Source organism: Micropruina sp. (assembly GCF_047606665.1).
GTDB lineage: Bacteria > Actinomycetota > Actinomycetes > Propionibacteriales > Propionibacteriaceae > Micropruina.
Genome location: NZ_JASGEF010000007.1, coordinates 1 through 25,172, shown reverse-complemented (window position 1 = coordinate 25,172; position 25,172 = coordinate 1). Strand labels below are relative to the sequence as shown.

The window sequence follows — 25,172 nt, the reverse complement described above, 5'->3', positions numbered from 1 at the left end:
TCCCCAAAGATGCGCTGATCGAAGTCTCTCCGTCGTCGTCCCGAATCGTCGTCCCGAATCGTCATCCCGGATCGGGGCACGGGACGACGTGAATGATCAGCGCTTCCCTCAACAGTTCGGGGAGCGCGGGGGATCCGGGAGCGGGGGATCGGCAGGGGTAGCAGGGACGACGGCGGGTGCTGGGAGACTGGGCGGCATGGCTCAGCCGGCGCACTACCTGGAGGTCGACGGTCGTCCGATCAAGGTGACCAACCTCGACAAGGTGTTGTACCCGGAGACCGGCACCACCAAGGGCGAGGTGATCGGCTACTACCAGGCGGTCGCACCGGTATTCCTGCCGCATGCGCGGCGGCGTCCGGCGACCCGCAAGCGCTGGCCCAATGGCGTCGGGACGTCGCAGCACCCGCCGAAGCCGTTCTTCCACAAGAACCTGGAGCCGAAATCCACGCCCGAATGGGTGCGCACCTTCACGATCGCGCACCACGAGGGCGACAACACCTACCCGCTGATCGACGACGCGGCGACCCTGGTCTGGCTGGCGCAGCTGGCCGCGCTCGAGCTGCACGTGCCGCAATGGACGGTGCGCGACGATCGAGCGCAACCGCCGAACCGGTTGGTGCTCGACCTCGACCCCGGTGAGGAGGCCGGCATCGAGCAATGCGTCGAGGTCGCCCAGCTGCTGCGCGAGGTCCTCGACGGTGTCGGGCTGGCCTCGGTGCCGGTGACCAGCGGCAGCAAGGGCATCCACCTGTATGCCGCGCTGGACGGCTCGATGTCGTCGCGGGAGGCGTCCGAATGGGCCCGCGAACTGGCTCGGTCGCTGGAGGCGATGCACCCGAATCTCGTAGTCAGCGACATGAAGAAGACGCTCCGCACCGGCAAGGTGCTGCTGGACTGGAGCCAGAACAACGCCGCCAAGACCACCATCGCCCCCTATTCGCTGCGCGGCCGGGCGCATCCGACGGTCGCCACTCCGCGCACCTGGGACGAACTGGACGCCGGGCTGCGCCAGCTGGACTTTCACGAGGTGCTGGAGCGGATCGCGAGCATCGGCGACCCGATGGCGGCGCTGGACGAGACCCCTCCCGACTCGTCGGCCGATCCTGCGGGGACCTCGAACCACTCGTCGGTCGCGCTCGTGGAGACCTCGTCCGCCGCGGTTTCGACACGCTCGACCAGCGAGAGATCGACCCGCTCAACCGCCGGTACCTCGTCCGATGATCGGCTCACCACCTATCGTTCGATGCGCGACCCGAACCGGACGCCGGAACCGGTGCCGCAGGCGTCCCCGAACCCCCGTCCGGACGGGAACTCGTTCGTGATCCAGGAGCATCACGCCCGCCGGCTGCACTATGACTTCCGGCTGGAGCACGACGGCGTCCTGGTGTCGTGGGCGATCCCGAAGGGTCCGCCGACCGACCCCGCCGTCAATCATCTGGCGGTGCAGACCGAGGACCATCCGCTGGAGTACGGCAGCTTCGAGGGCGACATTCCGCGCGGCGAGTACGGCGGCGGCCACGTCACGATCTGGGACGCCGGCAGCTTCGAACGGGAGAAATGGCGCGACGGCAAAGAGGTCATCGCCACTCTGACCGGACGTCCGGACGGCGGCCTGGGCGGGGTGCCGCGCCGGTTCGCCCTGCTGCACACCCGAATGGGCGGCGACGAGAAGAACTGGCTGATCCACCTGATGGCGCCCGCGGAGAAGAGCGCGCCGTCGGCCGAGCCCGTGGAAAGCGGATCGGGAGGGGTCTCGACAAGCTCGACCAGCGGTAGGAAAGGGAAGACGACCGGCGAGGCCGAGGAGTTGCCGGCGATCGCACCGATGATGCCCAGACCAGGAACCGTTGCCGATGTCCGCGGCGACGGCTGGGTGTTCGAGGTGAAGTGGGACGGCTATCGCGCCGTGGCGTCCGTGACCGGGGGAGCGGCCACCTTCACCAGCCGGCGCGGCCTCGACCTCACCGCCGAGTTTCCGGAGCTTGCCGAACTCGGACGCCTGATTGACGGTCGCGAGGCGGTCATCGACGGCGAGATCGTGCTGCTCGACGAGGCCGGGAGGTCGAGTTTCGAGCGGCTGCAGCACCGTTCCCAGCACCGCGGCGAGGCGCGTTACCTGGTCTTCGACCTGCTGCACCTCGACGGGCGCTCCCTGCTGCGCCAGCCGTATTCCGAACGCCGCGGGCAGTTGAGCGAGCTGATCGGCGACGGCACGCCGCGGGTGCAACTCAGCACCCAGCTCGGTACGGACGCCGACGAGGCCCTCGCGATCAGCGCCGAACTCGGCCTCGAAGGCGTCATCGCCAAGCGTGCCGACAGCATCTACCAGCCCGGACGCCGGGCGCACACCTGGGTGAAGCTCAAGCACATCCTCACCCAACAGGTGGTGATCATCGGCTGGCTGCCCGGCGAGAACGCCCGCGCACGGACCCTCGGCGCCCTGCTGATGGCGGTGCCGGACGGCGACCGACTGACCTATGTCGGCCGGGTCGGCTCCGGATTCACCGACCAGGACCTGGCCGACACCCGGCTGGTGCTCTCCGAGATCGAGATTCCCGAGACGCCGGTGGACGACGTCCCCGCCGTCGAGCGCCGCAGCGCCCATTGGGTCGAGCCGCTTCTCGTCGGCGAGGTCAGCTACGGCGTCTGGACACAGGCCGGACGCCTCCGGATGCCGGTGTGGCGCGGCTGGCGTCCGGACAAGACCCCCGAGGACATCACCCTGCCCGACGACCGGTGATCGCGATCCTCACTCGCCGCCGGTCCATTCGCTGTCGGTCCAGTGGCCGTTGCCCCACGGCGGCCACTGCTCGCCGTCGGCGAGCGCGTTCAGCTCGTAGGCGCCCTTGCCGTCGATGCTCTCCCGGATGATGTCGGCGTGGCCGGCGTGCCGGGCCACCTCGGTCGCCACGTGGAGCAGCACCCAGCGCACCTCCCAGTGGGTGAGGTCCTTCGGGAACCATGCTGCGGCCGGCACTGGCACCAGGCCGTCGAGCGGGATCACGCCGGATTCCACCCGCTCCAGCAGGGTGGAGAAGCCGGCCACCCGGCGGTCGAACTCGGCCAGCAGGTCCTCACCGGAACGGCCGGTGACCGGCCCGCCTTCGCCCTCGGTGATGCCCTCGCTGTAGTCGGCCGGCCCACCGACCGCCGCTTCGATGCCGACGCCGTACTGCTCGGCCACCTCGCCGACGTGGGCGACGAGGGCGGCCAGGGTGAACTCGCTGACCGTGGAGCGCTGGTGCCACTGCTCGTCGGTCAGCCCGTGCACGGTGCTCCGCACCTGGGCCAACTGGTTGCGGACGAAGCTGCCGATCACGGCGGCCTCGCCGCTGGCGTTCTGAGTGAGGAAGGCCATCTGAGTGCTCCTTGCTGTGGGTTCCTTCGCTGACATCCCAAGTATTTCGACCTAATAGGACAGGTTCTGTCCGCTAGTTCATGGAATCCTGAAGGCATGTCCACCGACACCACCGAACGGGCACTGCGGGTGCTCGGTCTGCTGCAGGCGCGTCCGGGCTGGACGGCGTCTGAACTCGCCGCCGACCTCGGTGTGACCACTCGGACAGTGCGCCGCGACGTCGACCGGCTGCGCCAGCTCGGCTATGCGATCGAGGCCGACCGCGGTGCGGCCGGGGGGTACTGGCTGTCCCGTGGCCGCGCGGTGCCGCCGCTGCTGTTCACCGAGGACGAGGCGGTCGCGGTCGGCGTCGGCTTGCAGCGCACCGCCACCCTCGGCGCCGGCGCGGACGCCGAATCCGCCGTCCGGGCCCTGGTCAAGCTGGACGCCGCGCTGCCGGGACCGTTGCGGGAACGGCTGCGCGACCTGCGCAGCGTGGTCAGCCACACCGGCGGGCTGGCGGCCACCGTGCCGCCCGAGGTGCTGACCCGGATCGCCGCCGCGATCCGTGCCCAGGTCCGGCTGCGGTTCGGCTATCCGCCGACCCGGTCGGCCGAGCTGCTGGGGCAGCGCCGGGTCGAGCCCTATCGGCTGGTGGCCGCCGACCGAGGCTGGTACCTGTCGGCCTTCGACCTCGACCGTGACGACTGGCGGCTGTTCCGGCTTGACCGGATGAGCGAGGTGACGGCGTCCACGCTGGGCTACCGGCCGCGTCCGGACCAGCCCGACCCGGTCGAGCGGCTGGGCAATCCGCCGGTCGGTGGCTACCCGCACGCGGTCGTCGTCCGCATCGAAGCCCCTCTGGACGACCTGCTCCAGTGGTTCGGGCCGTACCGGACCCGGCTGACCGCGATCGACGATCACACCACCGAGCTGCGCACCGGCGCGGAGCGGGCCGAGTACGTGCCGGGCTGGCTCTCCGGCCTGCCGGCGCCGTACCGGGTGATCGGGGACGAGGCCGTCCGGGCGGCGTGTGCCGCCGCCGCGGAACGGATGCGGGCCGCGCTCTGAGGGTCGCGTCCTTCTACAGTGTCGGCATGCCGATGGTCACCTTGCTGTGCGGGCCTGCCGGGGCCGGCAAGACCACATACGCCCGAGAGCTGGAGCGCCGCGGCGCCGTCCGGTTGTCGATGGACGAGGCGGTCTGGGCGGACGGATGGCGGCACCGGCAACCGCCCCAGCAGCGTCTCGACGAGTTGTATGCCGCGCTCCAGAGCGAACTCGCCCGCGCCCTCGCCGACGGCGCCGATGTCGTGGTCGACCTGTCGCTGGCCAGCCGGGCCGTCCGCGACGAGTGGCGCCGACTGAGCGCGGACGCCGGCGCCGATTGTGAGTTGCTGGTCGTCACCGCGCCGTTCGACGTGCTCTGGCGACGCGTGCAGCAGCGCAACGACGAGGGGCATGCCAACGCCGTCCGGCTCACCGAGGCGGAGTTGCGCCGCTACCTGGGCGGCTTCGACTGGCCGGGGCCGGACGAGGACGCGCGGGTGATCGACACCGCTGATTGAGCTTGTCGTTGATTGAGCTTGTCGAAATCAGGGTGCTGAGGTCTCGACAAGCTCGACCAACGCTGATTGAGCGCGCCTCAGGGTGCTGAGGTCTCGACAGGCTCGAACAGCGGGCTGGGCTCAGCCCTGCTGCGACCAGCCCTCGGGGACGGACACGTTGAACATCCACTCGATGCCGTACTTGTCCATGACCAGGCCGTAGATGTCGCCCCAGACCTGCTTCTCCAGCGGCATGCCTACGCTGCCGTCTGCGGCCAGGGCGTCGAACCAGCGCTGCTGCGTCTCGAGATCGTCGCCGAAGAACGAACAGTAGACGCGGGTGCCGCCCCAGGTCTGCTCGGCGCCAGGCATGGCATCGGAAGCCATGATGGTCAGGCCGGCGCCGACCTCGAGTTGGCCGTGCATCAGGCCGTCTTCGGGCATGTCCTTCATGCCGAACGCGGCATAGCCGAACAGCTGCAACTCGCCGCCGAAGACGCCCTGGTAGTAGGTCATCGCCTCGCGGCCGTTGCCGGCGAAGTTCAGGTAAGGGCTCAGTGAGATGGCCATGGTCTGCTCCTATCGGTCGGGTTCGACGCGACGATGTAATGTCGGCCGTCGATCAGCGTGTCCTCGCCGATCAAGTGAACGATGTAAACATCGATGGTTGAAACGGTAGGGGGTTGGCATGACTGAGGCAACCCCTGCCGAGGCGAAGGCCGGCTATCACCACGGCAACCTGCGCGCCGCTCTGGTGCAGGCCGGCTACGACCTGGCCGTCGAGAAGGGGCCGGACGCGGTCACGCTCCGGGCGGTGACCCGGCGGGCCGGCGTCACCCCGGCCGCCGCCTACCGGCACTTCACCGGCCTGGACGAGCTCCGAGTCGCCATCGGGCTGCGGTCGATGCGCGGCCTGGCTCGCAGCATCGAGGAGCATCAGGCACGGGTCGCCGTCACCGACCCGACGGTACGGGCGCGCGCTCTGCTCGAGGCGGTCGGCGACGGCTACATCGCCTTCGCCCTCGACCAGCCACGGGCCTTCCGGATCGGGCTGCACGGCCTGCTCAGCATGGAGCACGCCGAACTGCCCGAGGGGGCGGGCGCCACCGGCCGGACCCCGTTCCAGCTGCTCACCGACGCGCTCGGAGGCCTCGCCGCGGTCGGGGCGCTGCTGGCCGACGATCTCCAGCCGGCCGCCATCCGGTGCTGGTCGGGCGTGCACGGCTTCGCCTCGCTGGCGACCCAGGGGCCGCTGCGAGAGGTGCCGCGCGCCGTCCGGGACGCGATGGCGACCAGGCTGGTCCGCGACATCGTCGACGGCGTTCTGGGTGTGGGCGGGCCGAGCGCCCGTCCGCGGTGACAGACTGCCCGGTGGTCGAGTTCGATTTCACCGCAACGGTGATCCACTGGAGCGGACCGGCGCCATACCACTTCGTCGAGCTCACCGGCCGGTGGTCGAGCAGATCGTTCCGATCGCCAAGGCGGTCGGCCACGGCCGGGGGATGATCCCGGTCGAGGCGTCCATCGGACGCACCACCTGGACCACCTCGCTGTTCCCGCGCGATGGTGGCTATCTGCTGCCGGTCAAGGACGCCGTCCGCGCCGCTGAGGCCATCACGATGGATGCTGCGGTCGATGTCGCATTCTCGCTAGGTTCTGTCGGTGGGGGTGACCATGCTGGAGGCCATGATCCCCGACCGCGAGGTGTGCCTGCGGGCTATCGCCAGCCGCGACGCTCGCTTCGACGGCGAGTTCTTCACCGCCGTCCGCACCACCGGCATCTACTGCCGGCCGAGTTGTCCGGCGATCACCCCGCGCCCGCAGAACACCACCTTCTATCCGACCGCGGCGGCCGCGCAGGACGCCGGCTTCCGGGCCTGCCGGCGCTGCCGTCCGGACACCGTGCCCGGCTCGGCCGCCTGGGACGTCCGGGCCGACACGGTCGCGCGGGCGATGCGGCTGATCGGCGACGGGCTGGTCGATCGCGAGGGGGTCGCCGGGGTCGCCGACCGGCTGGGTTACTCGGTGCGGCAACTGCAACGGGCGCTGGCCGGCGAACTCGGGGCGTCCCCGCTGGCCCTGGCCCGTGCGCAACGCGCCCACACCGCACGGGTGCTGCTGGAGACCACCACCATGCGGCTCGGCGACGTCGCGTTCGCCGCCGGCTTCGGTTCGGTGCGTTCGTTCAACGACGCCGTCCGGTCCGCCTTCGACCTGACCCCCGGCGAACTGCGAGCTCGGCTGGCCCGTGACCCGCAGTCGAACGGTCAGCTGGGCGCCATCGAGCTGCGGCTGCCGTTCCGGCGTCCGTTCGAGCCGGCCGGACTGTTCGGCCACCTGATCGCCACCGCCGTGCCGGGCGTGGAGGAGTGGCGCGACGGCGCCTACCGGCGCACGCTGGCGCTGCCGCACGGCCCTGGAATCGTGGCCCTCGCGCCCCGTCCCGACCACATCGCGACCACCCTGTGGCTGACCGATCCGCGTGACCTGACCCCGGCGATCGGACGCTGCCGCCGGCTGCTCGACCTGGACGCCGACCCGATCGCGGTGGCGGACGCACTGGCCGCCGACCCGGCCCTGGCGTCCCTGGTCGCCGCCCATCCGGGACGTCGGGTGCCGCGCAGCGCCGACGGCGCCGAGTTGGCGTTGCGCGTGGTCCTCGGTCAGCAGGTGTCGACCGCCGCGGCCCGCACCCAGACCGGACGCCTGGTCGAACGACTCGGCGAGCCGATCAGCGACCCGGCCGGCGGGCTGACCCATCTGTTCCCGACCGCGGAAGCCGTCGTCGAACTCGGTGCCGACCAGATTCCCGGCCCGCGCACTCGCGCGGAGACCCTGGTCGGGCTGGCCCGCGAGCTTGCCGAGGGCCGGCTCGACCTCAGCGAGGGCGCCGACCGTGGCGAGTCCCGGCGGGCCCTGGCCGCCCTGCGCGGCATCGGGCCCTGGACGCTGGAACTGGTCGCGATGCGAGCCCTCGGCGACCCGGACGCCTTCCCGTCCGGCGACCTCGGCATCGTCCGGGCCGCCCAGCACCTCGGCATCGCCGATCTCCGTACCGCTGCCGAGCGATGGCGTCCCTGGCGCAGCTACGCCACCCAATACCTGTGGTCGGTCCTCGACCACCCGGTCAACCGGATTCCGGAGGCATCATGAACATCTCCACCCTCGACAGCCCCGTCGGCCCGGTCTGGGTCGCCACGGACGACGCGGGTGCGGTCACCGTGATCAATTTCGGCGAACCGGACGTCGTGGCCGGCTCGTCCGAGGCGTCCGAAGCGGCCGCCGGGCAGCTGCGCGAGTACTTCGCCGGCGAACGCACCGACTTCGATCTGAGGCTGGCGCCCACCGGCACGCCCTTCCAACGGACCGTGTGGACGACGCTGTGCGAGATCCCCTACGGCGTGACCTGGAGCTACGGCCAACTGGCCGCCCGGATCGGGCAGCCAACGGCATCGCGGGCGGTCGGGTTGGCCAACAGCCGCAACCCGATAGCGATCGTCGTGCCTTGCCACCGGGTGATCGGCGGATCGGGAAAGTTGACCGGCTACGCCGGCGGAATCGAACGCAAACGCTGGCTGCTCGACCACGAGTCGGGCGTCCAGTCAGCTTTCTAGACCAGCGCCGAGAAGTTCTTAGACCAGCGCAGAGAAGAGGGCCGCGATACCCTGGCGCAGCCGGTCTGCGGCGGCTTCGTCACCCCGGAGGAAGCGGATCAGTTCGTTTTGGAAGAGGCCGTCGGTCACCGCGTACGCGAACTCGGGGGTGACCAGCGGAGGCTTGCCGACGAGTTCGGCGTACCGCTGCACGATCGACCAGACCATCTGCTGCAGCAAATCGTCGATCCGGACGATGGTGTCGCCGAAACCGCGTCCGAACAGTGCCTGGGTACGAAGGTCGTACCAGAGCCGATGCGGGGTGGCGTCCTCGCGCAAGGTGGCCACCATCGTGTCGGCGACTCCGGCGATGAGCTCGGCGCCGTCGGTGGCGGTGGCGACGATGTGGTCGTAACGACGCGCGCAGGTCGACTTGAAGGCCCACACCGCCTCAGCGACCAGGTCGTCCTTGTCGTCGAAGTAGTAGTGCAGTGACCCGTGCGACAACGACGAATGCTGGGCGATCTCGCGCAGGCCCGTCCTGGCGAAGCCGTGTTCGGCGAGCGCCTCCAAGGCCGAGTCGGCAAGCATTGCACGACGTGCCGAGAATTTGTCCACCTGTGCGCGGGCGGCTCGATTCGCTGTCATCGTCATCGGCGCACTCCTCTCCGGAGGGGTCGAATTCTATCCGCGGGGAGGCGGCGTCGGGGCCGGGTTCGCAAAAGAGCTGGCCATTCGTCCGAAAAATTCTTGACGACTGTCCAGAAGTCTGATGAAGTTGTGGTCAGCAGCTTCTCGGCCCCCCCATCCGACGGAGTGTGCTCGCTCGAAAGCCGCGTACTCCCCCGATACGCCAGGCTCGGGCCCCGAGTGGTTTTGGTCGGTTCCCCGATCAACCGCGCACGCAGTACCACCACTGCGGAGCGAAGGGCGGACGTGCTAGGGCGTCCGCCCTTCGCTTACGTCTGGACGCTCATGTCACGGGAAGCGCTGTGTCACGACGGCGAGCCGGACGTCCGGGTGCGGCGGTCGCTGCCGGCCTACTCCGGTTTCATGCGCGGCCAGCCAGTACGAGTTCGACGCGGGCTCGCCGGGCTGGCCGGCAACTGCGTGGCGATCGCCGTCGCCGACGGCGGGCCCTGCGTGCCGATCGCGCACCTGCGACGCGGCACGGTGGCGGTCCGGGAAGGCCAGCGGGTGGACGCCGGGCAGCCGATCGGGGAGTGCGGCAACTCCGGCAACACCACCCAGCCGCACGTCCATCTGCAGGTCAGCGACTCGTTGAGCGGTGCGGACGCGCGCGGCCTGCCGTTCGTCTTCGCCGCCTATCGAACCTCGACCGGAGTCGTCCGTGGCGGCGTCCCGGCCGAGGCCGAGATCGTCGAGAGGGTGTCCTGATCGCCGAGGGCGGGGTCGTCGTCCCAGGTGTGGTTTCGCTCCGGGCGAAGCCACGCGTCCACCATGGCGGCAGCGCTTCGGCCGGGGCCGGTCGCGGGTAGGTTGCGGTCATGCGTTATCGAGCCGTGGGCGACAGTGGACTGATGGTGTCGGTGGTGGGTGTGGGCTGCAATGCCTTCGGCGCCCGGATCGACTACGACCAGACGAAGGCCGTTGTGGACACGGCACTGGACGCCGGCATCACGCTGTTCGACACGGCCGACTCCTACGCCGACGGGGTCAGTGAAGAGTTCCTCGGCCGGGCGCTCGGTGCCCGTCGCGAGGACGTGATCGTGGCCACCAAATTCGGCATGGGCGACCACCACGCCGAACACTTCGGGGCCCATGGCGGACGCCGCTACGTCAGGAAGGCCGTGGAGGCCAGCTTGCGCAGGATCGGCACCGATTACATCGACCTGTACCAGTTGCACCGTCCGGACGGGATCACTCCGATCGAGGAGACCCTGCAGGCGATGAGCGAACTGGTCGCCGAGGGCAAGGTCCGCTACATCGGCTCGTCGAACCTGACCGCTTGGCAGGTCGCCGACGCCGACTGGACGGCCCGTGCCGGCGGCACCCAGCGGTTCATCTCGGCGCAGAACGAGTACTCGCTGTACAACCGGCTCGCCGAGGACGAGCTGATCCCGGCCTGCGAACGATTCGGGATCGGGCTGTTCCCCTACTTCCCGCTCGCCTACGGCCTGCTCACCGGCAAGTACCGCCGGGGCGAGGCGGCACCCGAAGGCTCGCGGCTGGCCGCCCAGGCAGGTCGGCTGGCGGGCGCCGACTGGGACCGGATCGAGGCGTTGCAGGCGTTCGCGGACGCCCGCGACCTGCCGCTGCTGACCCTGGCCATCGGCGGCCTGGCCGCTCAGCCGGCGGTCGCCAGCGTGATCAGCGGGGCCACCCGACCCGAGCAGATCGCCGCCAATGTGGCAGCGGGTGCCTGGGAGCCGTCCCCGGCCGACCTGGCGGAACTGGCCGAGTTGCGGCACGGCTCGGCGTTCTCGTACGCCACTTTCGCGTGACCGTCAGGGGGGAGCGTTCCGCTCCGGCCCTGCTGGCCACCCTGCAGATTCCGCGGGGCAGCGACACCTGACGCCCCGCGGATTGTCGGATCGAGTCGATCGAACCCCGCCTCCACATCGCCCTGGTTTGGCGTCGTTCACCTGGTTTAAACCCTGGAAAGGACGCCGAAGCAGGGCGATGTCACCCGAGGGGTGGCGAGCGGACGACCGCCCGAGCATCGGCGGCGGCAGTTCGCTTCAGCGACGCGCTGGTCGGGCCCGACGGCGTCCTCGCCCAGACCGATCACCCGCGGATCGCGACCCGCAACACCCACGGCACCGGATGCTCGCTGTCGTCGGCCCTGGCCACCCGGTTCGCGGTCACCGGCGACTGGCCGCAGGCCCTAGCCGAGAGCACCGACTGGCTTGCCGGGGCGATTGCCCGCGCCGATGAACTGGACGTCGGGCGCGGCAACGGACCGGTGCACCACCTCGGCGAGCTGTGGGACGCTGCCGGCGGACCCCGGCCGGGACCGGTCACCCAGTGGTGGTGGCAGCAGGCGTCCGGCATTCGCGCCGAGATCGACGAACTGCCCTTCGTCCGCGCCCTCGGCGACGGCACCCTGCCGGTCGACGCGTTCACCTGGTACCTGGCCGAGGATGCGCTCTACCTCGGCCGCTACGCCCAGTCGCTGGCGGCCGCCGCCCGACTGGCCACCGACGAGGCCGAGCGGGCGTTCTGGCAGGAGTGCTCCACCTCGGCGATCGCCACCGAGCTGCAACTGCACGAGTCGTGGGTGGCGCCCGAGGTGGTAGAACGGACGCCGCCCTCGCCGGTCACCACGGCATACCTGGACCATTTCGCAGCCGTCGAATCGACCGGTGACTACGCCGTTCTCGTCGCCGCGCTGCTGCCCTGCTTCTGGATCTACGCCGACGTCGGCGACACCCTCGCGGCCCGCAATCGTCCGGGCCACCCGTTCGCGGACTGGCTGTCGACCTACGCCGACGAGGCCTTCGCGGAGGCGACCAGGCGAGCGATCGCGATCGCCGAGGCCGCCGCGCAACGAGCCGGATCGGGCAGCCGGCAGGCCGCGGCGCGCGCGTTCCGGGCGTCCTGCGTGCACGAGCGGGAGTTCTTCGCCGCCCCGCTCCGATAGGGACCGCCGACCCTCGACGGTCGAACTGTCGTTGGTCGAGCCTGTCGAGACCCGTTTGTGGTTGGTTCTGGTGGTCGCTTCCCAGTTACGTCGCTGCCGGCCATCGTCGGGGGAACTTGCGAGGCTGCTCGACCACCGTTGGTCGAGCTTGTCGAGACCTCGGACGTGGGAGCGGGCTCGCGCCCCGTCCCAGAACTCGACAATCCCGCCCGCGTCGCGGCAGATAAGGTTAGGCTCCCCTTACCAATTTCTGGCAGGCCGTCACCCAGCGACACCAGGGGGTCCCGTGGAACCAGTGCACACGACAGTCCAAGAGGGGCGCGCCGACACGATGCGCGCCCGTTCGCTGTCGCTGGCGCGCCGGCTGCTGACCGGCAGCGGACGGGCATCGTTGGTGGCCTACGACCTGGCGCCGCTGGTCGAGGCCGGTGCGTTGCGCCACGGCATGACCGCGTCTGGTGACCTGGTGGTCGCCGGACTTGCCGACGACGCGGTGCCGGCCACCACCTGGGACGAGGGTCCGCTGCGGGTCCGGCTCGACATCGTCAAGGAGGCCCCCGAGTGGGCCGTCCGGATCACCGCCTGCGCGGCGCACCTGCTCGGGACGCTGGAATGGCTCCCGGCTGAACGGGTCGGCGATTTCGTCGCCGAGGCCGGGCTCGACCCGCAACTGGTCGAACTGGCCACTGCCGCGGGCGGACGGCTGGGCGTGATTCGCACCGTCCGGGTGCTGGTGCACGACAGCGCCGGAGTCCTTCCGCTGTCGTTCGACGAGGTGGCCACCGGATTGCAGGGCTGGGTGTGCCGCAGCTTCCCGGACGCCGGGCACGAGTGGGCGGCGCGCGACCTGGTGGGTTCCTTGTCGGCGGCGCAATTGCATGGACTGGTGCACGCCGCCGCCACCGGCTGGGACGCGGGGGTGACCCTGTCCAGCCGGGCCGAGGTCACCTGTTCGCACACCGAGGGCCAGGTGTTCTGCGTCGACATCGACCGGACCGGGCTGACCCTGATGTCGGTCGTGCTGGGACGTGCCAGCGTGCACTTCCTCGCCTTCGAGGAGCCCGCAGACGCGATCGACGAGCTGGCCGATCGGCTCGGCCAACTCGTCGTGTCAGGGTGCGGAAGCCGCTGACTTTCCGCTGGTCGAGCTTGTCGATGCCTGAAGCAGGTGTCGTCCGACAAGGGATTTCGCCAAACCCGACCGGTGGTGTAAGCGTCAGCGGGCGGAGTAGCTGAGGCAGTTCGCGGTGTCGCCGACGGCGATCTTGCCCGCGGTGCACAGCAGGTCGGCGTTGTGCACGCACTCGAGGCGCTTGCAGGCGCCCACCTGGCCGTTGGCCGAGGCGAGGCCGGCGCGGGCGTCCAGCTCGGTGAAGGTGGTGCAGGTGGCGGCGCTGGAACCACCGACGGTGATCGCGCCGGCCGTGCAGCCGTTGTTGTTGAATGCGCAGGCGCTCGTGGCGCAGGACGTGACGAGCGTGAGTGAGATGGTGCTCATGATCGGAGGCTCCTTGGGTGTGTGGCGTGGACTCTTATTGGTTCCACCATAGTCACGAGAACTGTTGTCAACAAGCATTCTTAGCCTTACCTAACTGCCTCGCTATTTTCGTTATGAAATGTTTTCAAAATACCTTCGATGCGCTCGGTGATCGGCTATTGACTAGGCATTATGGATGCAAAGAAGGCAGTCTGCTGTCGGCGCGTAAGGCTGATGGATAAAAGCTACGATCGTTTTTCGTAAATAGAGTCTCGCAGATTGATTGGAACTCGTCCGGACGAGGGTCTGGGCGTCCGCCGGGCCGTTCGCGAACCTGTCGGACGGGGCCGATATTCTGACGGCGGTGCGCCGGGAAGTCTGGTCGGCGGCGTCTCTTCGGCGGGGACGTCCGAGAGCGAGGAGACCGCATTGACCACGTCCGTGCCGCCACGTCCGCTGAACCGGCTGCTGCGCCGGCTCACCGATGGGGTGACCGGTGGAGTCGTCCTGTTGATCGCTGCCGTGCTGGCACTGGCCTGGGCGAACTCGCCCTGGTCGGACGCCTATCGCGCGCTCGCCGGAGCCGCGTTCGGGCCCGCGGCACTGCATCTGGAGTTGAGCACGGCCGCGTGGGCCTCCGACGGCCTGCTGGCCGTCTTCTTCTTCGTGGTCGGCGTCGATCTCAAACACGAACTGGCGGCCGGCAGCCTGCGGCATCCGCGCGAGGCGGCGGTCCCGGTGCTGGCGGCGGTCGGCGGCATGGTGGTGCCGGCGGCGATCTTCGCGGCCGTGGCGCTCGGCGCCGGCGAGCCGGCGGCGCTGCACGGCGCGGCGATCCCGATGGCCACCGACATCGCCTTCGCGCTGGCGGTGCTGGCGGTGTTCGGACGCGGGCTGCCGCGCGCGCTGCGGCTGTTCCTGCTGACCCTGGCCGTGGTCGACGACCTGCTGGCCATCGTGGTGATCGCGGTCGCCTACACCGAGCACATCTCGGGGCCGATGCTGGCCGGGGCGTTGGCCGCGGTCGGGGTGTTCGGCCTGGTGGTGCGGCTGCGTCGGGCGCCGTGGTGGTTGCTGCTGCCGGTGGCGGTGCTCGCCTGGGGATTCATGCATGCCTCCGGCGTGCACCCCACGATCGCCGGGGTGCTGCTCGGGTTTTGCGTCCCGGCGGTGGCCATTCACGGTGAGCCGGAACCGCGGACGCACCGCTATGACGAGCTGGTCCGGCCGTGGTCGGCCGGGGTGGCGCTGCCGGTCTTCGCCTTCTTCGCCGCAGGGGTGACCCTGGTCGGCGGCACGGCCTCGGCGGTCGGCCGGGAGCCGGTGTTCTACGCGGTGCTGGTCGGGCTGCTGGCCGGCAAGCTGATCGGCGTGATCGGGACGACCGCGCTGGTCACCCGGTTCACCCCGCTGCGACTGCCGGCTTCCATCGGGCTGCGCGACCTGCTGCCGATCGGCCTGCTCACCGGGATCGGCTTCACTGTCGCGCTGCTGATCGCCGAACTCTCCTTCGACGACGAGCCGCACCGCAGCGCGGCCAAGGCAGGTGTGCTCGGCGCGTCCCTGCTGGCCGGCGCGCTGGGCGCGTTCTTTCTGCGGTGGGACGCCCGGCGTCCCCGCGCATCTCACCCGCCCGCACAAACCCCTGCCTAACTACTTCCGCCCTCCCACATGTGGCAGGGCGGAAGTAGTTAGGCAGGGCCCTATTGGCCGGTCGTGAGGGGACGGTGGGGGAGGCTACGCCGATCCGGCGGGGCTGGTTGTGAGGTCCGGCGGATGCTGGCGTTCAGGTCAGCGGGGCGTCCAGGCGTCCGGCTTGGCCAGGTCGCCGTCCAGGGCGTCGACGCCGCTGCCTGAGATCCGGAGGTTGCTGGTGTACTGCCATATCGACCAGCCGCCGCGCGTCGACCATGGTCCGACCTTGGGCTGGCTAGCGGGGACCCGGGCGTTGTTGGCGCCCCAGGACGCCACCCAGAGCCGGGCGATGCCGGCGACGTCCGACCACGCGTAACGTCCCTTGGTCTTCTGCTCGGCCACGCTGGCGCTCAGGTACACGTAGAGGTTGGCGCGGTAGCCGTCGGCGGTGAGCAGGGCCTTGGCCGTGGTCAGGAACTCGGCGGCCTCGGCCGGCGTCCAGGCGCGCAGCGCATGGGTGTACTTCTTGCCGCCGGACGACTTCGAGAAGCTGCCGCCGGCCTCGACGTCGATCACCAGCGGATTGGTGCTGGTCTTGGTGTAATTGCCGTCGGCTTTCAATATCGCGACGAATCGGGCCGCCGACTTGGCCGGGGTGAAGTCGCCGGCGAACAGGTTGCCGGGGCTGGTGTCGACGCCGGTCGTCCAGCCGTTGAACCAGTACGCGCCCTGCCGCATGCCGGCCGCCCGCACCTGGTCGGACAGCGTGGCGAATGCGCAGTCCTGCACCACCGGGGTGTTGCCGGTGTTGCGCGACTCGTTGGTGCACGCATCGGCGTAGCTGTGGTTGATCGGACGGGCGCCGCTGCCGAGCCGCAGGATCGCGAATCCGTTGGTTCCGGCCCAGTCGGCGAGCACGCCGGCGCGCACCTTCGCCGACGGCGTGTACTGGTACGACGACAGGTCGACGCCCTGGCTGAGCCCGGCGAGGCCGAACGCCTTCGCCGCGTCCTTGGCCGGGGTGTTGCTGGGCATCAGCACCGTCAGCGTGGCCGTCGTCGAGGTGACCGTGCCCTTGGAGCCTTTGACCTTCACCCGGAACCCGGTCCCGTTCGCCCAGCTGGCCGCGCTCGCCTGGTACGAGGATTTGGTGGCGCCCGCGATCGTCTGCCACGAGCCGGACGGCCTCCGGGCCTGCCAGCTGTAGCGCAGCTTGGTGCCGGACGCCTTCACCTTGAGCGTGGCACGGGGGGTTCCGCCGTAGCGGCTGATGGTGGCGCTCTTCGGGTGGGAGGTGATCCGGGTCTTCTTCGCCTTCTTCGTGGCGGTCGTCTTCGTGGCGCTCGCGGCGGACGCCGGGCGCAACGGTGCGGCGGACGCCGATGCCGCGGTGGCGCCGGCCAGCAGGGTGCCGGCCATCGCCACGGTGGCGGCGGCGGTGGCGGTGGCGAGGGCTCGGACGAAGCGGGCGGCAGCAGTCATGTCGGAGGCTTTCGGGTCGGTCCGGCGACGAGCTTGCATCGTAACCCGTCCGTCCGGCGGACGGCGTCCGTCACGACGGCACCGAGCGACCCGGACCCCCGCAGCGCCGCCCGCTGGCGCTCGGCTCCGGTCCCGGACCGGAACAGCCGGTCGACGCCGTCGGTGACCAACTCCAGGTCGCCGGTGTCCTCCAGGGCGTCGCGGACGTCGGCGACCAGCGCGTTCACGGCGTCTCGCGCGGCGACCACGGTCCGGCTGGACGGATCGAGCAGGCCGCCGGTCAGGCCCGACCTGGCGGCCCGCCAGCTCGCGGCCCGCCGCCACTGCGGCGGGAGCGCGTCCGGCCGCTCGCCTTGTGTCCATGCGCGTGCCGCCGTGCTGACCATCGCGCGGCACAGGGCGGCGATCAGCACGGCGTCGTCGAGTCGGGTGCAGACGTCGGCGGTGCGGATCTCGACCGTCGGGTAGCGGGCGGACAGCCGGGCCTCGAAGTAGATCATTCCGTCGTCGAGTGCCGCGCCGGAGCGGATCATGTCGGCGACGGCGGCGTCGTAACCGGCCGCGTCGCCGAACGGTCCGGCCGGGCCGGCGGTCGGCCACAGCCCCCACATGATCGTCCGGAAGCTGGCGTAGTCGGTGTCCTGGCCCTGCCAGAACGGCGAATTGGCCGACAGCGCGAGCAGCGTCGGCAGCCAGCGCGGCAGCCGATCGATCACTCCGACCCCCTCGTCGCGGGAGCCTACCTGGACGTGCACATGCTGGCCGCAGGTCAGTTGCTGCCGGGACAGCTGCCCGAACTCGGACGCCATCCGCCGGTAGCGTGCGTCGTCGGTCGGGGTCGGCCGCACCTTGAACGGGCAGGTGGCGATCGCCGCGACCCCGGCGTCCGATTCGGCTGCGGCGGTCGCCAGCGCCCGTCGCAGGTCGCGCAACTGCCGGGTCAACTCGGCGGTGGTGTGGCATGGCAGCGAGCCGATCTCGACCTGCTCGCGCTTGAACTCGTGCTCGATCGCCGTTCCGGGCAGGTCGTCGGCGCACCCGTCCAGCAGCCTCCGGGCCCGCCGGACCACGGTGTCGCCGACCGGGACCGGCCGTCCGCTGCGCCGTTCGACGACCAGCAGTTCCTCTTCGACCCCGAAGGTGACAGGCATGCGGTCAGTGTCCCGCCGCGCCCCGCGACCGGACAACGTCTGCCGGGGTGACTTTGCGGACGCCGGCTTCTCGCGTGTGCGGCCCTATCTGGACGGCGTCGGCTCGGACGGCCGTCGCCCGTCCGGGATTGTGAGCGCGAGCGATCCGAGCAAGTTGAGCTTCTCGGCGCTGTCGGTGCCGACCGACTGCCGGAAGCCCGCGATGAGCGCTCCGGCGGCCTTCGCGCCGTGGACGAACAACGCCTGCTCTTCGGGGTCGAGAAAGACGTCGCGCAACCGGTTCCGGCCGACCCGCAGCCACTGACCGGCCAGGTGCTGCCGATCGGCGGGGTCAAGCAAGAGCTGTTCGCCGCCCAGCGGGCCGGGCTCACCGAGGTGTACCTGCCGCAACGCAACGAGCCGGACCTGGACGACGTTCCGGCCGAGATCCTGGCCGATGTGACCGTGCACATCGTCTCGGACGTCCGGGAAATCCTGTCCGCCGCGCTGGACCCGGCCCACGTCCCGGTCGGCTGATACTCCGGATCAGTCTGAAATCGACCCCAGAGTGTGCGGGCTCCGGTACGAGTCACGCCTCAGCAAGGCACGAACCCGCACCCACCGCGGTGCACTCTGGGGTCGATTTCAGACTGACCGCGGATAGACCGCCGCTTTCGCCCGGCGCCGCGAGCGGTGACACCCCGCCCCAGCGGACCGAGAATGAGCGGATGGACATGCTCGCCGCGGCGGTGGAGACGAGTCGACGATGGTACGACGGCATCTTTGCTCTGCACGGCCTGCCCACCTGGTCCGACGGACGGCTGTGGGTCGTCCGTGCCGACCCGCCACCGTTCCATTCGGGGGTCAAGACGATCGTCGCCAGGATCCATGTGGACGCCGCGCTCCGCGCGATGGAGGCCTATGGTCACCACCACGTCGCCCTTGACGATGCCTCCGGCGTGCATCAGATAGCGCTCCAGTGCCTCGACCGCCGTGCGGTAGTTCGCCGGCAGCTGCTTGATCCGGGCTTTGCCCTGGCGGTACCGCCGCTTCTCGTCCAGCGGCCCGGTCAGTGCTTCGATCCATCCGGCTGCCATGGCCACCGGCCTCCTTCATGGAGCTGGTCGATCCGTTCGGTGAGGAAGCTCCAGGTCCTCCAGAACTCTTCGAGGTCGTCGCGCCCCTTGGCGTTGAGCGAATACACGCGCCGGGGCGGCCCCTTCTCGGACGGCACCCGCGCCACGTCGACCAGGCCCTGCTGCCCGATCCGGACCAGTACGGCGTAGACCGTGCCCTCGGCGATGTCGGTGAAGCCCTGCTCACGCAGCCAAGCGGTGATCTCGTAGCCGTAGGCGGAACGGTCGGCTAGCAGCGCCAGCGCGATGCCCTGGAAAGTGCCCTTGAGCATCTCCGTCATCGGCCTGCCCACCGTGTCCTCCAACTACCGGCTGGGAAAGAGCTCCGGCTACGTCGGCGTCTACCGAGCCCGGCTCATTGAGGCCGGAATGATCGGCAGTGCCGGACGTGGGAAAGTCGACTTCGCGATCCCGTTCCTTCGTGAGTACCTGCGGGACCACCCAGCTGGGCCGGGGGATGGGCGAACGAGCACGGATGCTGGTCTTCGACGGTGGGCTTGCCAACTGCGGCCGTGCAGGAGTGCCAGATCCATCGGCGAACGCCCGACCCTCCTACGGCCGGGACAGGTCCATGTCGCCGGTATGGAACACAATCGGTCCATATGGAACAGAATTGATCCGATTGGGTGCTGGTGGCTGCCGTCCGAGTCACGAAGCTGTTCCTGAACTCGTCCCCGCGAACCTCTCAGTGCTGCATGTCGACGAAGCGGCTGTAGTGGCCTTGGAAGACGGTCTGGATCGTCGCGGTCGGGCCGTTGCGGTGCTTGGCGACGATGAAGTCGGCCTCGCCGACCCGCTCGGAGTCCTTGTCGTAGGCGTCCGCGCGGTGCAGCAGGATGACCATGTCGGCGTCCTGCTCCAGCGAACCCGATTCGCGCAGGTCGGAGAGCATCGGCTTCTTGTCGGTGCGCTGTTCGGGGCCACGGTTGAGCTGGGAGAGCGCCACCACCGGCACGTTCAGCTCCTTGGCCAGCAGCTTCATCTGGCGGCTGAACTCGGACACCTCCAGCTGGCGCGATTCGACCTTCTTGCCCGAGGTCATCAGCTGCATGTAGTCGACGATCACCAGCTTCAGGTCGTGCCGCTGCTTGAGCCGGCGCGCCTTGGCCCGGATCTCCATCATGGTCAGGTTCGGCGAGTCGTCGATGAACAGCGGGGCGCTGGACACCTCGCCGGTCTTGCGGGCGATCCGCTGCCAGTCGTCGTCGGACATCTGACCCTTCCGGATGTGGTTCAGCGGCACCCCGGCCTCGGCCGAGATCAGCCGCTGGACGATCTCGCTCTTGCCCATCTCCAGCGAGAAGAAGCAGCTGGTCAGCTTGTTCTTGATGGACGCCGCACGCGCGAAATCCAGCCCCAGCGTCGACTTGCCCATGCCGGGACGGGCGGCGACGATGATCATCTGGCCGGCGTGCAGACCGTTGGTCAGCTCGTCCAGTTCGATGAAGCCGGTCGGCACCCCGGCCAGCACGCCGTGCTGGCTGAGCGACTCGATCTCGTCGAGGGTGCGTTCCATCAGCACGCTCAGCGGCTCGTAGTCGTCGGAGGTCTTGCCCTCGGCCACCTCGTAGATCGCCTGCTGGGCCCGGTCGACGATGTCGGACACCTCGCCGCCGCCGGCGTAGCCCATCTGGCTGATCTTGATGGACGCCTCGACCAGCCGCCGCAGCACCGCCTTCTCTTTGACGATCTCGGCGTAGAAGCTGGCGTTCGACGCGATCGACACCATCGACAGCAGGTCGTGCAGATAGATGTGACCGCCGATCTTGCCGAGCTCGCCCCGCTTCGCCAGCTCGTCGGCGACGGTGATCGCGTCGGCCGGCTCACCGCGTCCGAAAAGGTCGATGATCGCGTCGAAGATCTGCTCGTGCTTGGGCAGGTAGAAGTCGCGGCCCCGGACGATCTCGGCGACGTCGCCGATGGCGTCCTTGCTCAACAGCATCGCGCCCAACGCCGACTGCTCGGCCTGGACGTCCTGCGGCGGCGTCCGGTCGGGACCGCCGTAGTCGCGCGGATCCTCCTCGTACGGAGGGAGCGATGCGACGGACATGACCCCTCCTCGTATGCGCAACCATCCCTACGCCTGGCAGGCTAGCCAGGCGCTCTGACACTTTCATTTGGCTGTCGTTCGCCAGTTCGAATGCGATCCCTCGCGCTGGTCGCACAGGGCAATCTGTGCGACGTATCGCCCGACGATAGACCGGCTGTCGGAGTGTCGTCCAACGGAAGTTATCCACAACTTCTTCCAGGGTCTGTGGATTCTGTGGAGCCACGGCGTGTGGCCTGTGTACGACGCGCCGTCAGGGTGGTGGATGAGAAATTTATCCTCCCGTTATTGTCGCTCTGACAAGGCGCTTTGGTATCGCTGCTGGACTACTTCAGGTAGGTGTCTCATCAGTCACCCCAGGTTGATTCCGGCTTGACAGAAGGGCTGGAGTCTGTTTGACGGCTCACGGTGTCATGGTTGTCCACAGCTGGACCAGTTGCTTGTATACCCATGGGGGGTATACTGCAAGTGGTTGAGTCCCAGTGTCGTAGAAGCAGGAGCCACATATGTCCCACTCGTCCCACGAAGAACCGGGTTTTGCCGAGAATCCGGACGAAACCGCGCATGCCGGGCACGGCTACCTGACCAGCAAGGACGCCTACCTCAAGCGGTTGCGCCGGATCGAAGGTCAGGTCGGCGGGCTGTCCCGCATGGTGGTCGACGAGCGCTACTGCATCGACATCCTGACCCAGATCTCGGCCACCACCAGGGCGCTGGAGTCGCTGGCTCTGGAACTGCTGGACGACCACCTGCGGCACTGCGTGGTCCGCGCCGCCCGCGAGGGTGGCGAGGAGGCCGAAACCAAACTGGCCGAGGCACGTGACGCGATCGCGCGGCTCGTCCGATCCTGATCCCACCGAACGAAGGAGAATCGTCATGGAAAGCACCTACACCGTCGAAGGCATGACATGTGGTCATTGCGTCGCCGCCGTCACTGAAGAGGTCAAGCAGATCCCCGGTGTCACCGACGCCGTCGTCGTCCTCGAGGGCGGCAAGCTGACCGTCGTCTCGGACGCCCCGGTCGACTTCGACCGGATCGTCGAAGCAGTGGCGGAGGCGGGCGATTACACGGTCGTGTGACCTCGGGGCTGGGCTCGGTTGCATGCGGGCCTGAGAAGAGCCGGTCGCCCTGTTGCCAATCGATAGAACTCACGAACGAAGAAGGACATGACCACCACGCAGCATCAATCGGTCGAGCTCGACATCGATGGCATGACCTGTGCCTCGTGCGCGGCCCGGATCGAGAAGAAGCTCAACAAGGTGGACGGCGTAACCGCCTCGGTCAACTACGCCACCGAGAAGGCGCGGGTGCTCACCGACGCCCCGATCCCGGTGGCCGAGCTGATCGCCGTCGTCGAGCAGGCCGGCTACCACGCCGCGCTGCCCGACCCGGCCAAACCCGAGGTCGACCACGCCAAACAGCTCCAGACCCGGGTGATCGTCAGCGCCGTGCTGGCGGTCCCGGTAATCGTGCTGGCGATGGTTCCGGCCTGGCAATTCCCTGGCTGGCAGTGGCTGTCGTTGGTGCTGACCATTCCGGTCTACGCCTGGGCCGGCTACCCGTTCCACCGCTCGGCGCTGGTCAACGCCCGGCATCTGGCCACCACCATGGACACCCTGATAAGCCTGGGCACCACCGCCGCCCTGGGGTGGTCGCTGTACGCGCTGTTCTTCGGCCATGCCGGCATGATCGGCTACACCCACGGCTTCGAGTTCATGCTGATGCGCGGCACCGGCGAGGGCAGCGTCTACTTCGAGGCGGTCGTCGGCATCATCACCTTCCTGCTGCTCGGACGCTGGTTCGAGGCCCGCTCCAAGCAGCGCGCCGGCGAAGCCGTCCGGGCCCTGCTGCAGCTGGGTGCCACCGAGGCGACCCTGCTGAGGGGCGGGGTTGAGACCCGCGTCCCGGTCGACTTCCTCAAGCCCGGCGACACCTTCGTGGTGAGACCGGGGGAGAAGATCGCCACCGACGGCGAGGTGGTCGAGGGCAGTTCCGCGGTGGACGCGTCGATGGTCACCGGCGAGTCGGTGCCGGTCGACGTCGGTCCCGGCGACGCCGTGATCGGAGCCACCGTGAATGCCAACGGACGCCTCGTCGTCCGAGCCACCCGGGTCGGTGCCGACACCCAGCTGGCGCACATCGCCCGGCTGGTCGAGCAGGCCCAGACCGGCAAGGCGAACGTGCAGCGGCTGGCCGACCGGATCAGTTCGGTATTCGTGCCGGTGGTGATCGGCCTGGCCGTGCTCACCCTGGCCGGCTGGCTGCTGGCCGGTGCCGGCTTCGCGTTCGCCTCCTCGGCCGCGGTGGCGGTGCTGATCATCGCCTGCCCCTGCGCTCTCGGCCTGGCCACCCCGACCGCGCTGCTGGTCGGCACCGGACGCGGCGCCCAGCTCGGCATCGTGATCAAGGGCTCGGAGATCCTGGAACGCACCAAGGCTGTGAGCACCATCGTGCTGGACAAGACCGGCACCGTCACCACCGGCACCATGGCCGTGGTCGAGTCCGTCGGCGAAGGTCCGGACGCCGGCTGGCTGCGGCTGGCCGGGGCGGCCGAATCGGCCTCCGAGCACCCGATCGCACGGGCGATCGCCGAGCACGTGGCCTCCGACGCGACGGTGAGCGACTTCCGGAATCTGCCCGGACGCGGCATCAGCGCCGTCGTCGACGGCCGTCAGGTGTTGGTCGGCACCCCGGCCTTGGTCGGGGCCGATCTTACGGTCGCATCACCGGTGGTCACCGCCTTCACCGCTGCGCAGGGCAAGGGACACTCCGCCGTCGTGGTCGCGGTCGACGGCGAACTGGTCGGCATGATCGCCGTCGCGGACGCGGTCAAGGACACCTCCGCCGACGCCATCGCCGATCTGAAAGCGCTGGGCCTCACCCCGGTGCTGCTCACCGGGGACGCCCGCACGGTAGCCGACTCGGTGGCCGCCGAGGTCGGCATCGAGCAGGTGATCGCCGAGGTGCTGCCCGCGGACAAGCTGGCCGAGATCAAGCGGCTGCAGGCCGACGGCAGCCAGGTGGCGATGGTCGGCGACGGGGTCAACGACTCCGCCGCGCTGGCCCAGGCCGACCTGGGCATCGCGATGGGCACCGGCACGGACGCGGCGATCGCGGCGTCCGACCTGACCCTGATGCGCGGCGACCTGCGGCTGGCCGCCACCGCGATCCGGCTGTCCCGTGCCACCCTCGCCACCATCAAGGGCAACCTGTTCTGGGCCTTCGCCTACAACGTCGCCGCGATCCCGCTGGCGGCCCTGGGGTTCCTGAATCCGATGATCGCCGGTGCCGCGATGGCGTTGTCGTCGGTGTTCGTGGTGCTGAACAGCCTGCGGCTGCGCCGCTTCGGCGCGGATTGAGCCGCGCAGCGGTTGGTAGCTGCACATAACGATCTGGAACGGGCCGGTCTGTTCCAGCCCGATCCTGATCCTTGTTTGCGCCAGATTGCGCGCGCCGTCGCGACGTGCCGCGAATCGAGGCTACGACCCTGGTTTGTACACGTCGCGGCGGTGGCGGAGCGTCACGACCACGACGAGCAGCCGGTCGTCCTCGACCAGGTAGATGATCCGGTAGCTGCCGACCCGGATGCGCAGACCCTCACGGCCGCGGAGTGGTCTCGCGCCTGGAGGTTTGGGGTCGACGGCGAGCAGGGCGATCGCACCGCGGATGCGCGCCTGGTCCTGATGGTCGATGCGTTTCAGGGCACGGAGTGCCGCCGGCCGGACCTCGATCTGATATGGCATCGGGTCACCACCCGAGGTCGGCCTTGACCTGCTCCCACGGGATGTTCGGGCCTTCCTCGGCCATCGCGGCGTCGAATGCGGCGATGTCTTCAGCTTCTTCAGCCACCTCCAGGAGTCGCTCGTACTCCGCGGGGCTGAGCACGACAGCCTGGGCCTCGCCACGGCGCTCGACGACGACCGCCTCGCGCTGCGCAGTCTCGATGATCGCGGCGAAGCTCTTCCGTGCCTCGGATGCGCTGATGGTGAACATGCCCTCATTGTATAAAAGAGGGATCGCAGCGTACAGGAGGATGGGATCGCGGGAGACCCCGCCGCCTAAGGAACCGCTGATCAATCATGTCCCGGCTGCGGCGCACCCGGACGGGCGATCTGCGGCCCCCAAATCTTGCGCCGTACGTCCAGTACGCCCACAAGATCTGGGGGCCGCAGCTCATCCCGCC

The 25,172-nt window shown here is 69.4% G+C and carries 26 protein-coding genes and 2 pseudogenes; 17 read left to right on the top strand and 11 right to left on the bottom strand.

What is annotated here, in order from left to right:
• Positions 1–196 precede the first annotated feature (196 nt).
• Positions 197–2,740: an ATP-dependent DNA ligase gene (locus QM619_RS01015; protein ID WP_415103393.1), complete on the top strand. Its 2,544-nt coding sequence runs from the start codon at positions 197–199 to the stop codon at positions 2,738–2,740.
• 9 nt (positions 2,741–2,749) lie between these two features.
• Here the strand turns inward: QM619_RS01015 and QM619_RS01010 are convergent, their stop codons facing one another.
• Complete coding sequence (locus QM619_RS01010) at positions 2,750–3,358, bottom strand: DUF664 domain-containing protein (RefSeq protein WP_415103391.1); 609 nt, start codon at positions 3,356–3,358, stop codon at positions 2,750–2,752.
• 96 nt (positions 3,359–3,454) lie between these two features.
• On the opposite strand from QM619_RS01010, the gene QM619_RS01005 reads away from it, so the two are divergent.
• Both QM619_RS01005 and QM619_RS01000 read left to right on the top strand, forming a co-directional pair.
• Positions 3,455–4,408, top strand: coding sequence for a helix-turn-helix transcriptional regulator (locus QM619_RS01005; protein WP_415103389.1), 954 nt, complete (start codon positions 3,455–3,457; stop codon positions 4,406–4,408).
• A 26-nt stretch (positions 4,409–4,434) separates the two neighbouring features.
• On the top strand, positions 4,435–4,905 hold the full coding sequence (locus QM619_RS01000; RefSeq protein WP_415103387.1) for an AAA family ATPase: 471 nt from the start codon (positions 4,435–4,437) through the stop codon (positions 4,903–4,905).
• A gap of 120 nt (positions 4,906–5,025) precedes the next feature.
• Here the strand turns inward: QM619_RS01000 and QM619_RS00995 are convergent, their stop codons facing one another.
• Positions 5,026–5,454, bottom strand: a complete 429-nt coding sequence (locus tag QM619_RS00995) for a VOC family protein (RefSeq protein ID WP_415103385.1) — start codon at positions 5,452–5,454, stop codon at positions 5,026–5,028.
• A 118-nt stretch (positions 5,455–5,572) separates the two neighbouring features.
• On the opposite strand from QM619_RS00995, the gene QM619_RS00990 reads away from it, so the two are divergent.
• From QM619_RS00990 to QM619_RS00975, 4 genes and pseudogenes are all read left to right on the top strand, one after another.
• On the top strand, positions 5,573–6,244 hold the full coding sequence (locus QM619_RS00990) for a TetR/AcrR family transcriptional regulator (RefSeq protein ID WP_415103383.1): 672 nt from the start codon (positions 5,573–5,575) through the stop codon (positions 6,242–6,244).
• Positions 6,213–6,512 (top strand): annotated as a pseudogene (locus QM619_RS00985) (DUF1905 domain-containing protein); the annotation flags it as partial. The gene QM619_RS00990 and the pseudogene QM619_RS00985, both read left to right, overlap by 32 nt.
• Before the next feature lie 34 nt (positions 6,513–6,546).
• Positions 6,547–8,037: an AlkA N-terminal domain-containing protein gene (locus QM619_RS00980; protein WP_415103381.1), complete on the top strand. Its 1,491-nt coding sequence runs from the start codon at positions 6,547–6,549 to the stop codon at positions 8,035–8,037.
• Positions 8,034–8,498 (top strand): methylated-DNA--[protein]-cysteine S-methyltransferase, encoded by a 465-nt coding sequence (locus tag QM619_RS00975; protein WP_415103379.1) that lies wholly within the window; start codon positions 8,034–8,036, stop codon positions 8,496–8,498. Before QM619_RS00980 ends, QM619_RS00975 begins: the two co-directional genes overlap by 4 nt.
• Positions 8,499–8,516: 18 nt before the next feature.
• Here QM619_RS00975 and QM619_RS00970 read toward each other — a convergent pair whose 3' ends face one another.
• On the bottom strand, positions 8,517–9,131 hold the full coding sequence (locus QM619_RS00970; RefSeq protein WP_415103377.1) for a TetR/AcrR family transcriptional regulator: 615 nt from the start codon (positions 9,129–9,131) through the stop codon (positions 8,517–8,519).
• A gap of 321 nt (positions 9,132–9,452) precedes the next feature.
• Between QM619_RS00970 and QM619_RS00965 the strand changes: the two genes are divergently transcribed.
• The 5 genes and pseudogenes from QM619_RS00965 to QM619_RS00945 all read left to right on the top strand — a co-directional run bounded on the left by QM619_RS00965 (position 9,453) and on the right by QM619_RS00945 (position 13,213).
• Positions 9,453–9,875 (top strand): M23 family metallopeptidase, encoded by a 423-nt coding sequence (locus tag QM619_RS00965; RefSeq protein ID WP_415103375.1) that lies wholly within the window; start codon positions 9,453–9,455, stop codon positions 9,873–9,875.
• 110 nt (positions 9,876–9,985) lie between these two features.
• The gene (locus tag QM619_RS00960) at positions 9,986–10,942 is read left to right on the top strand and encodes an aldo/keto reductase (RefSeq protein ID WP_415103373.1); all 957 of its coding nucleotides are present in this window, start codon (positions 9,986–9,988) and stop codon (positions 10,940–10,942) included.
• Positions 10,943–11,031: 89 nt separating this feature from the next.
• A pseudogene (locus tag QM619_RS00955) lies at positions 11,032–11,397 on the top strand (bifunctional hydroxymethylpyrimidine kinase/phosphomethylpyrimidine kinase); the annotation flags it as partial.
• A 6-nt stretch (positions 11,398–11,403) separates the two neighbouring features.
• The gene (locus tag QM619_RS00950; protein WP_415103371.1) at positions 11,404–12,081 is read left to right on the top strand and encodes a TenA family protein; all 678 of its coding nucleotides are present in this window, start codon (positions 11,404–11,406) and stop codon (positions 12,079–12,081) included.
• A 286-nt stretch (positions 12,082–12,367) separates the two neighbouring features.
• Complete coding sequence (locus QM619_RS00945; protein ID WP_415103369.1) at positions 12,368–13,213, top strand: hypothetical protein; 846 nt, start codon at positions 12,368–12,370, stop codon at positions 13,211–13,213.
• A gap of 84 nt (positions 13,214–13,297) precedes the next feature.
• Here QM619_RS00945 and QM619_RS00940 read toward each other — a convergent pair whose 3' ends face one another.
• Entirely contained in the window at positions 13,298–13,579 is a 282-nt protein-coding gene (locus tag QM619_RS00940) for a DUF1540 domain-containing protein (RefSeq protein WP_415103367.1), read from the bottom strand.
• Positions 13,580–13,987: 408 nt separating this feature from the next.
• Here QM619_RS00940 and nhaA point away from each other — a divergent pair, with 408 nt between their 5' ends.
• Positions 13,988–15,211, top strand: a complete 1,224-nt coding sequence (nhaA, locus tag QM619_RS00935; RefSeq protein ID WP_415103365.1) for a Na+/H+ antiporter NhaA — start codon at positions 13,988–13,990, stop codon at positions 15,209–15,211.
• 138 nt (positions 15,212–15,349) lie between these two features.
• Here nhaA and QM619_RS00930 read toward each other — a convergent pair whose 3' ends face one another.
• The gene (locus QM619_RS00930) at positions 15,350–16,675 is read right to left on the bottom strand and encodes a GH25 family lysozyme (protein WP_415103363.1); all 1,326 of its coding nucleotides are present in this window, start codon (positions 16,673–16,675) and stop codon (positions 15,350–15,352) included.
• Complete coding sequence (locus tag QM619_RS00925) at positions 16,672–17,826, bottom strand: glutamate--cysteine ligase (RefSeq protein ID WP_415103361.1); 1,155 nt, start codon at positions 17,824–17,826, stop codon at positions 16,672–16,674. Before QM619_RS00925 ends, QM619_RS00930 begins: the two co-directional genes overlap by 4 nt.
• Before the next feature lie 228 nt (positions 17,827–18,054).
• Here QM619_RS00925 and QM619_RS00920 point away from each other — a divergent pair, with 228 nt between their 5' ends.
• On the top strand, positions 18,055–18,342 hold the full coding sequence (locus QM619_RS00920; RefSeq protein WP_415103359.1) for a S16 family serine protease: 288 nt from the start codon (positions 18,055–18,057) through the stop codon (positions 18,340–18,342).
• A gap of 59 nt (positions 18,343–18,401) precedes the next feature.
• On the opposite strand, the gene QM619_RS00915 is transcribed toward QM619_RS00920, so the two are convergent.
• The 3 genes from QM619_RS00915 to dnaB all read right to left on the bottom strand — a co-directional run bounded on the left by QM619_RS00915 (position 18,402) and on the right by dnaB (position 20,991).
• A complete protein-coding gene (locus QM619_RS00915; RefSeq protein WP_415103357.1) occupies positions 18,402–18,902 on the bottom strand; it encodes a hypothetical protein in 501 nt (166 codons plus the stop codon).
• Entirely contained in the window at positions 18,875–19,222 is a 348-nt protein-coding gene (locus QM619_RS00910; protein ID WP_415103355.1) for a PadR family transcriptional regulator, read from the bottom strand. Before QM619_RS00910 ends, QM619_RS00915 begins: the two co-directional genes overlap by 28 nt.
• Before the next feature lie 404 nt (positions 19,223–19,626).
• Entirely contained in the window at positions 19,627–20,991 is a 1,365-nt protein-coding gene (gene dnaB / locus QM619_RS00905) for a replicative DNA helicase (protein WP_415103353.1), read from the bottom strand.
• A gap of 503 nt (positions 20,992–21,494) precedes the next feature.
• On the opposite strand from dnaB, the gene QM619_RS00900 reads away from it, so the two are divergent.
• From QM619_RS00900 to QM619_RS00890, 3 genes are all read left to right on the top strand, one after another.
• Positions 21,495–21,839: a metal-sensitive transcriptional regulator gene (locus QM619_RS00900; protein WP_415103351.1), complete on the top strand. Its 345-nt coding sequence runs from the start codon at positions 21,495–21,497 to the stop codon at positions 21,837–21,839.
• A 25-nt stretch (positions 21,840–21,864) separates the two neighbouring features.
• A complete protein-coding gene (locus QM619_RS00895) occupies positions 21,865–22,068 on the top strand; it encodes a heavy-metal-associated domain-containing protein (protein WP_415103349.1) in 204 nt (67 codons plus the stop codon).
• Between the two features lie 87 nt (positions 22,069–22,155).
• Complete coding sequence (locus QM619_RS00890; RefSeq protein ID WP_415103347.1) at positions 22,156–24,348, top strand: heavy metal translocating P-type ATPase; 2,193 nt, start codon at positions 22,156–22,158, stop codon at positions 24,346–24,348.
• A gap of 120 nt (positions 24,349–24,468) precedes the next feature.
• Here QM619_RS00890 and QM619_RS00885 read toward each other — a convergent pair whose 3' ends face one another.
• Together QM619_RS00885 and QM619_RS00880 are read right to left on the bottom strand one after the other, a co-directional pair.
• Entirely contained in the window at positions 24,469–24,732 is a 264-nt protein-coding gene (locus tag QM619_RS00885) for a type II toxin-antitoxin system RelE family toxin (protein WP_415103345.1), read from the bottom strand.
• Positions 24,733–24,736: 4 nt separating this feature from the next.
• On the bottom strand, positions 24,737–24,982 hold the full coding sequence (locus QM619_RS00880; RefSeq protein WP_415103343.1) for a type II toxin-antitoxin system Phd/YefM family antitoxin: 246 nt from the start codon (positions 24,980–24,982) through the stop codon (positions 24,737–24,739).
• Between the last annotated feature and the right edge of the window lie 190 nt (positions 24,983–25,172).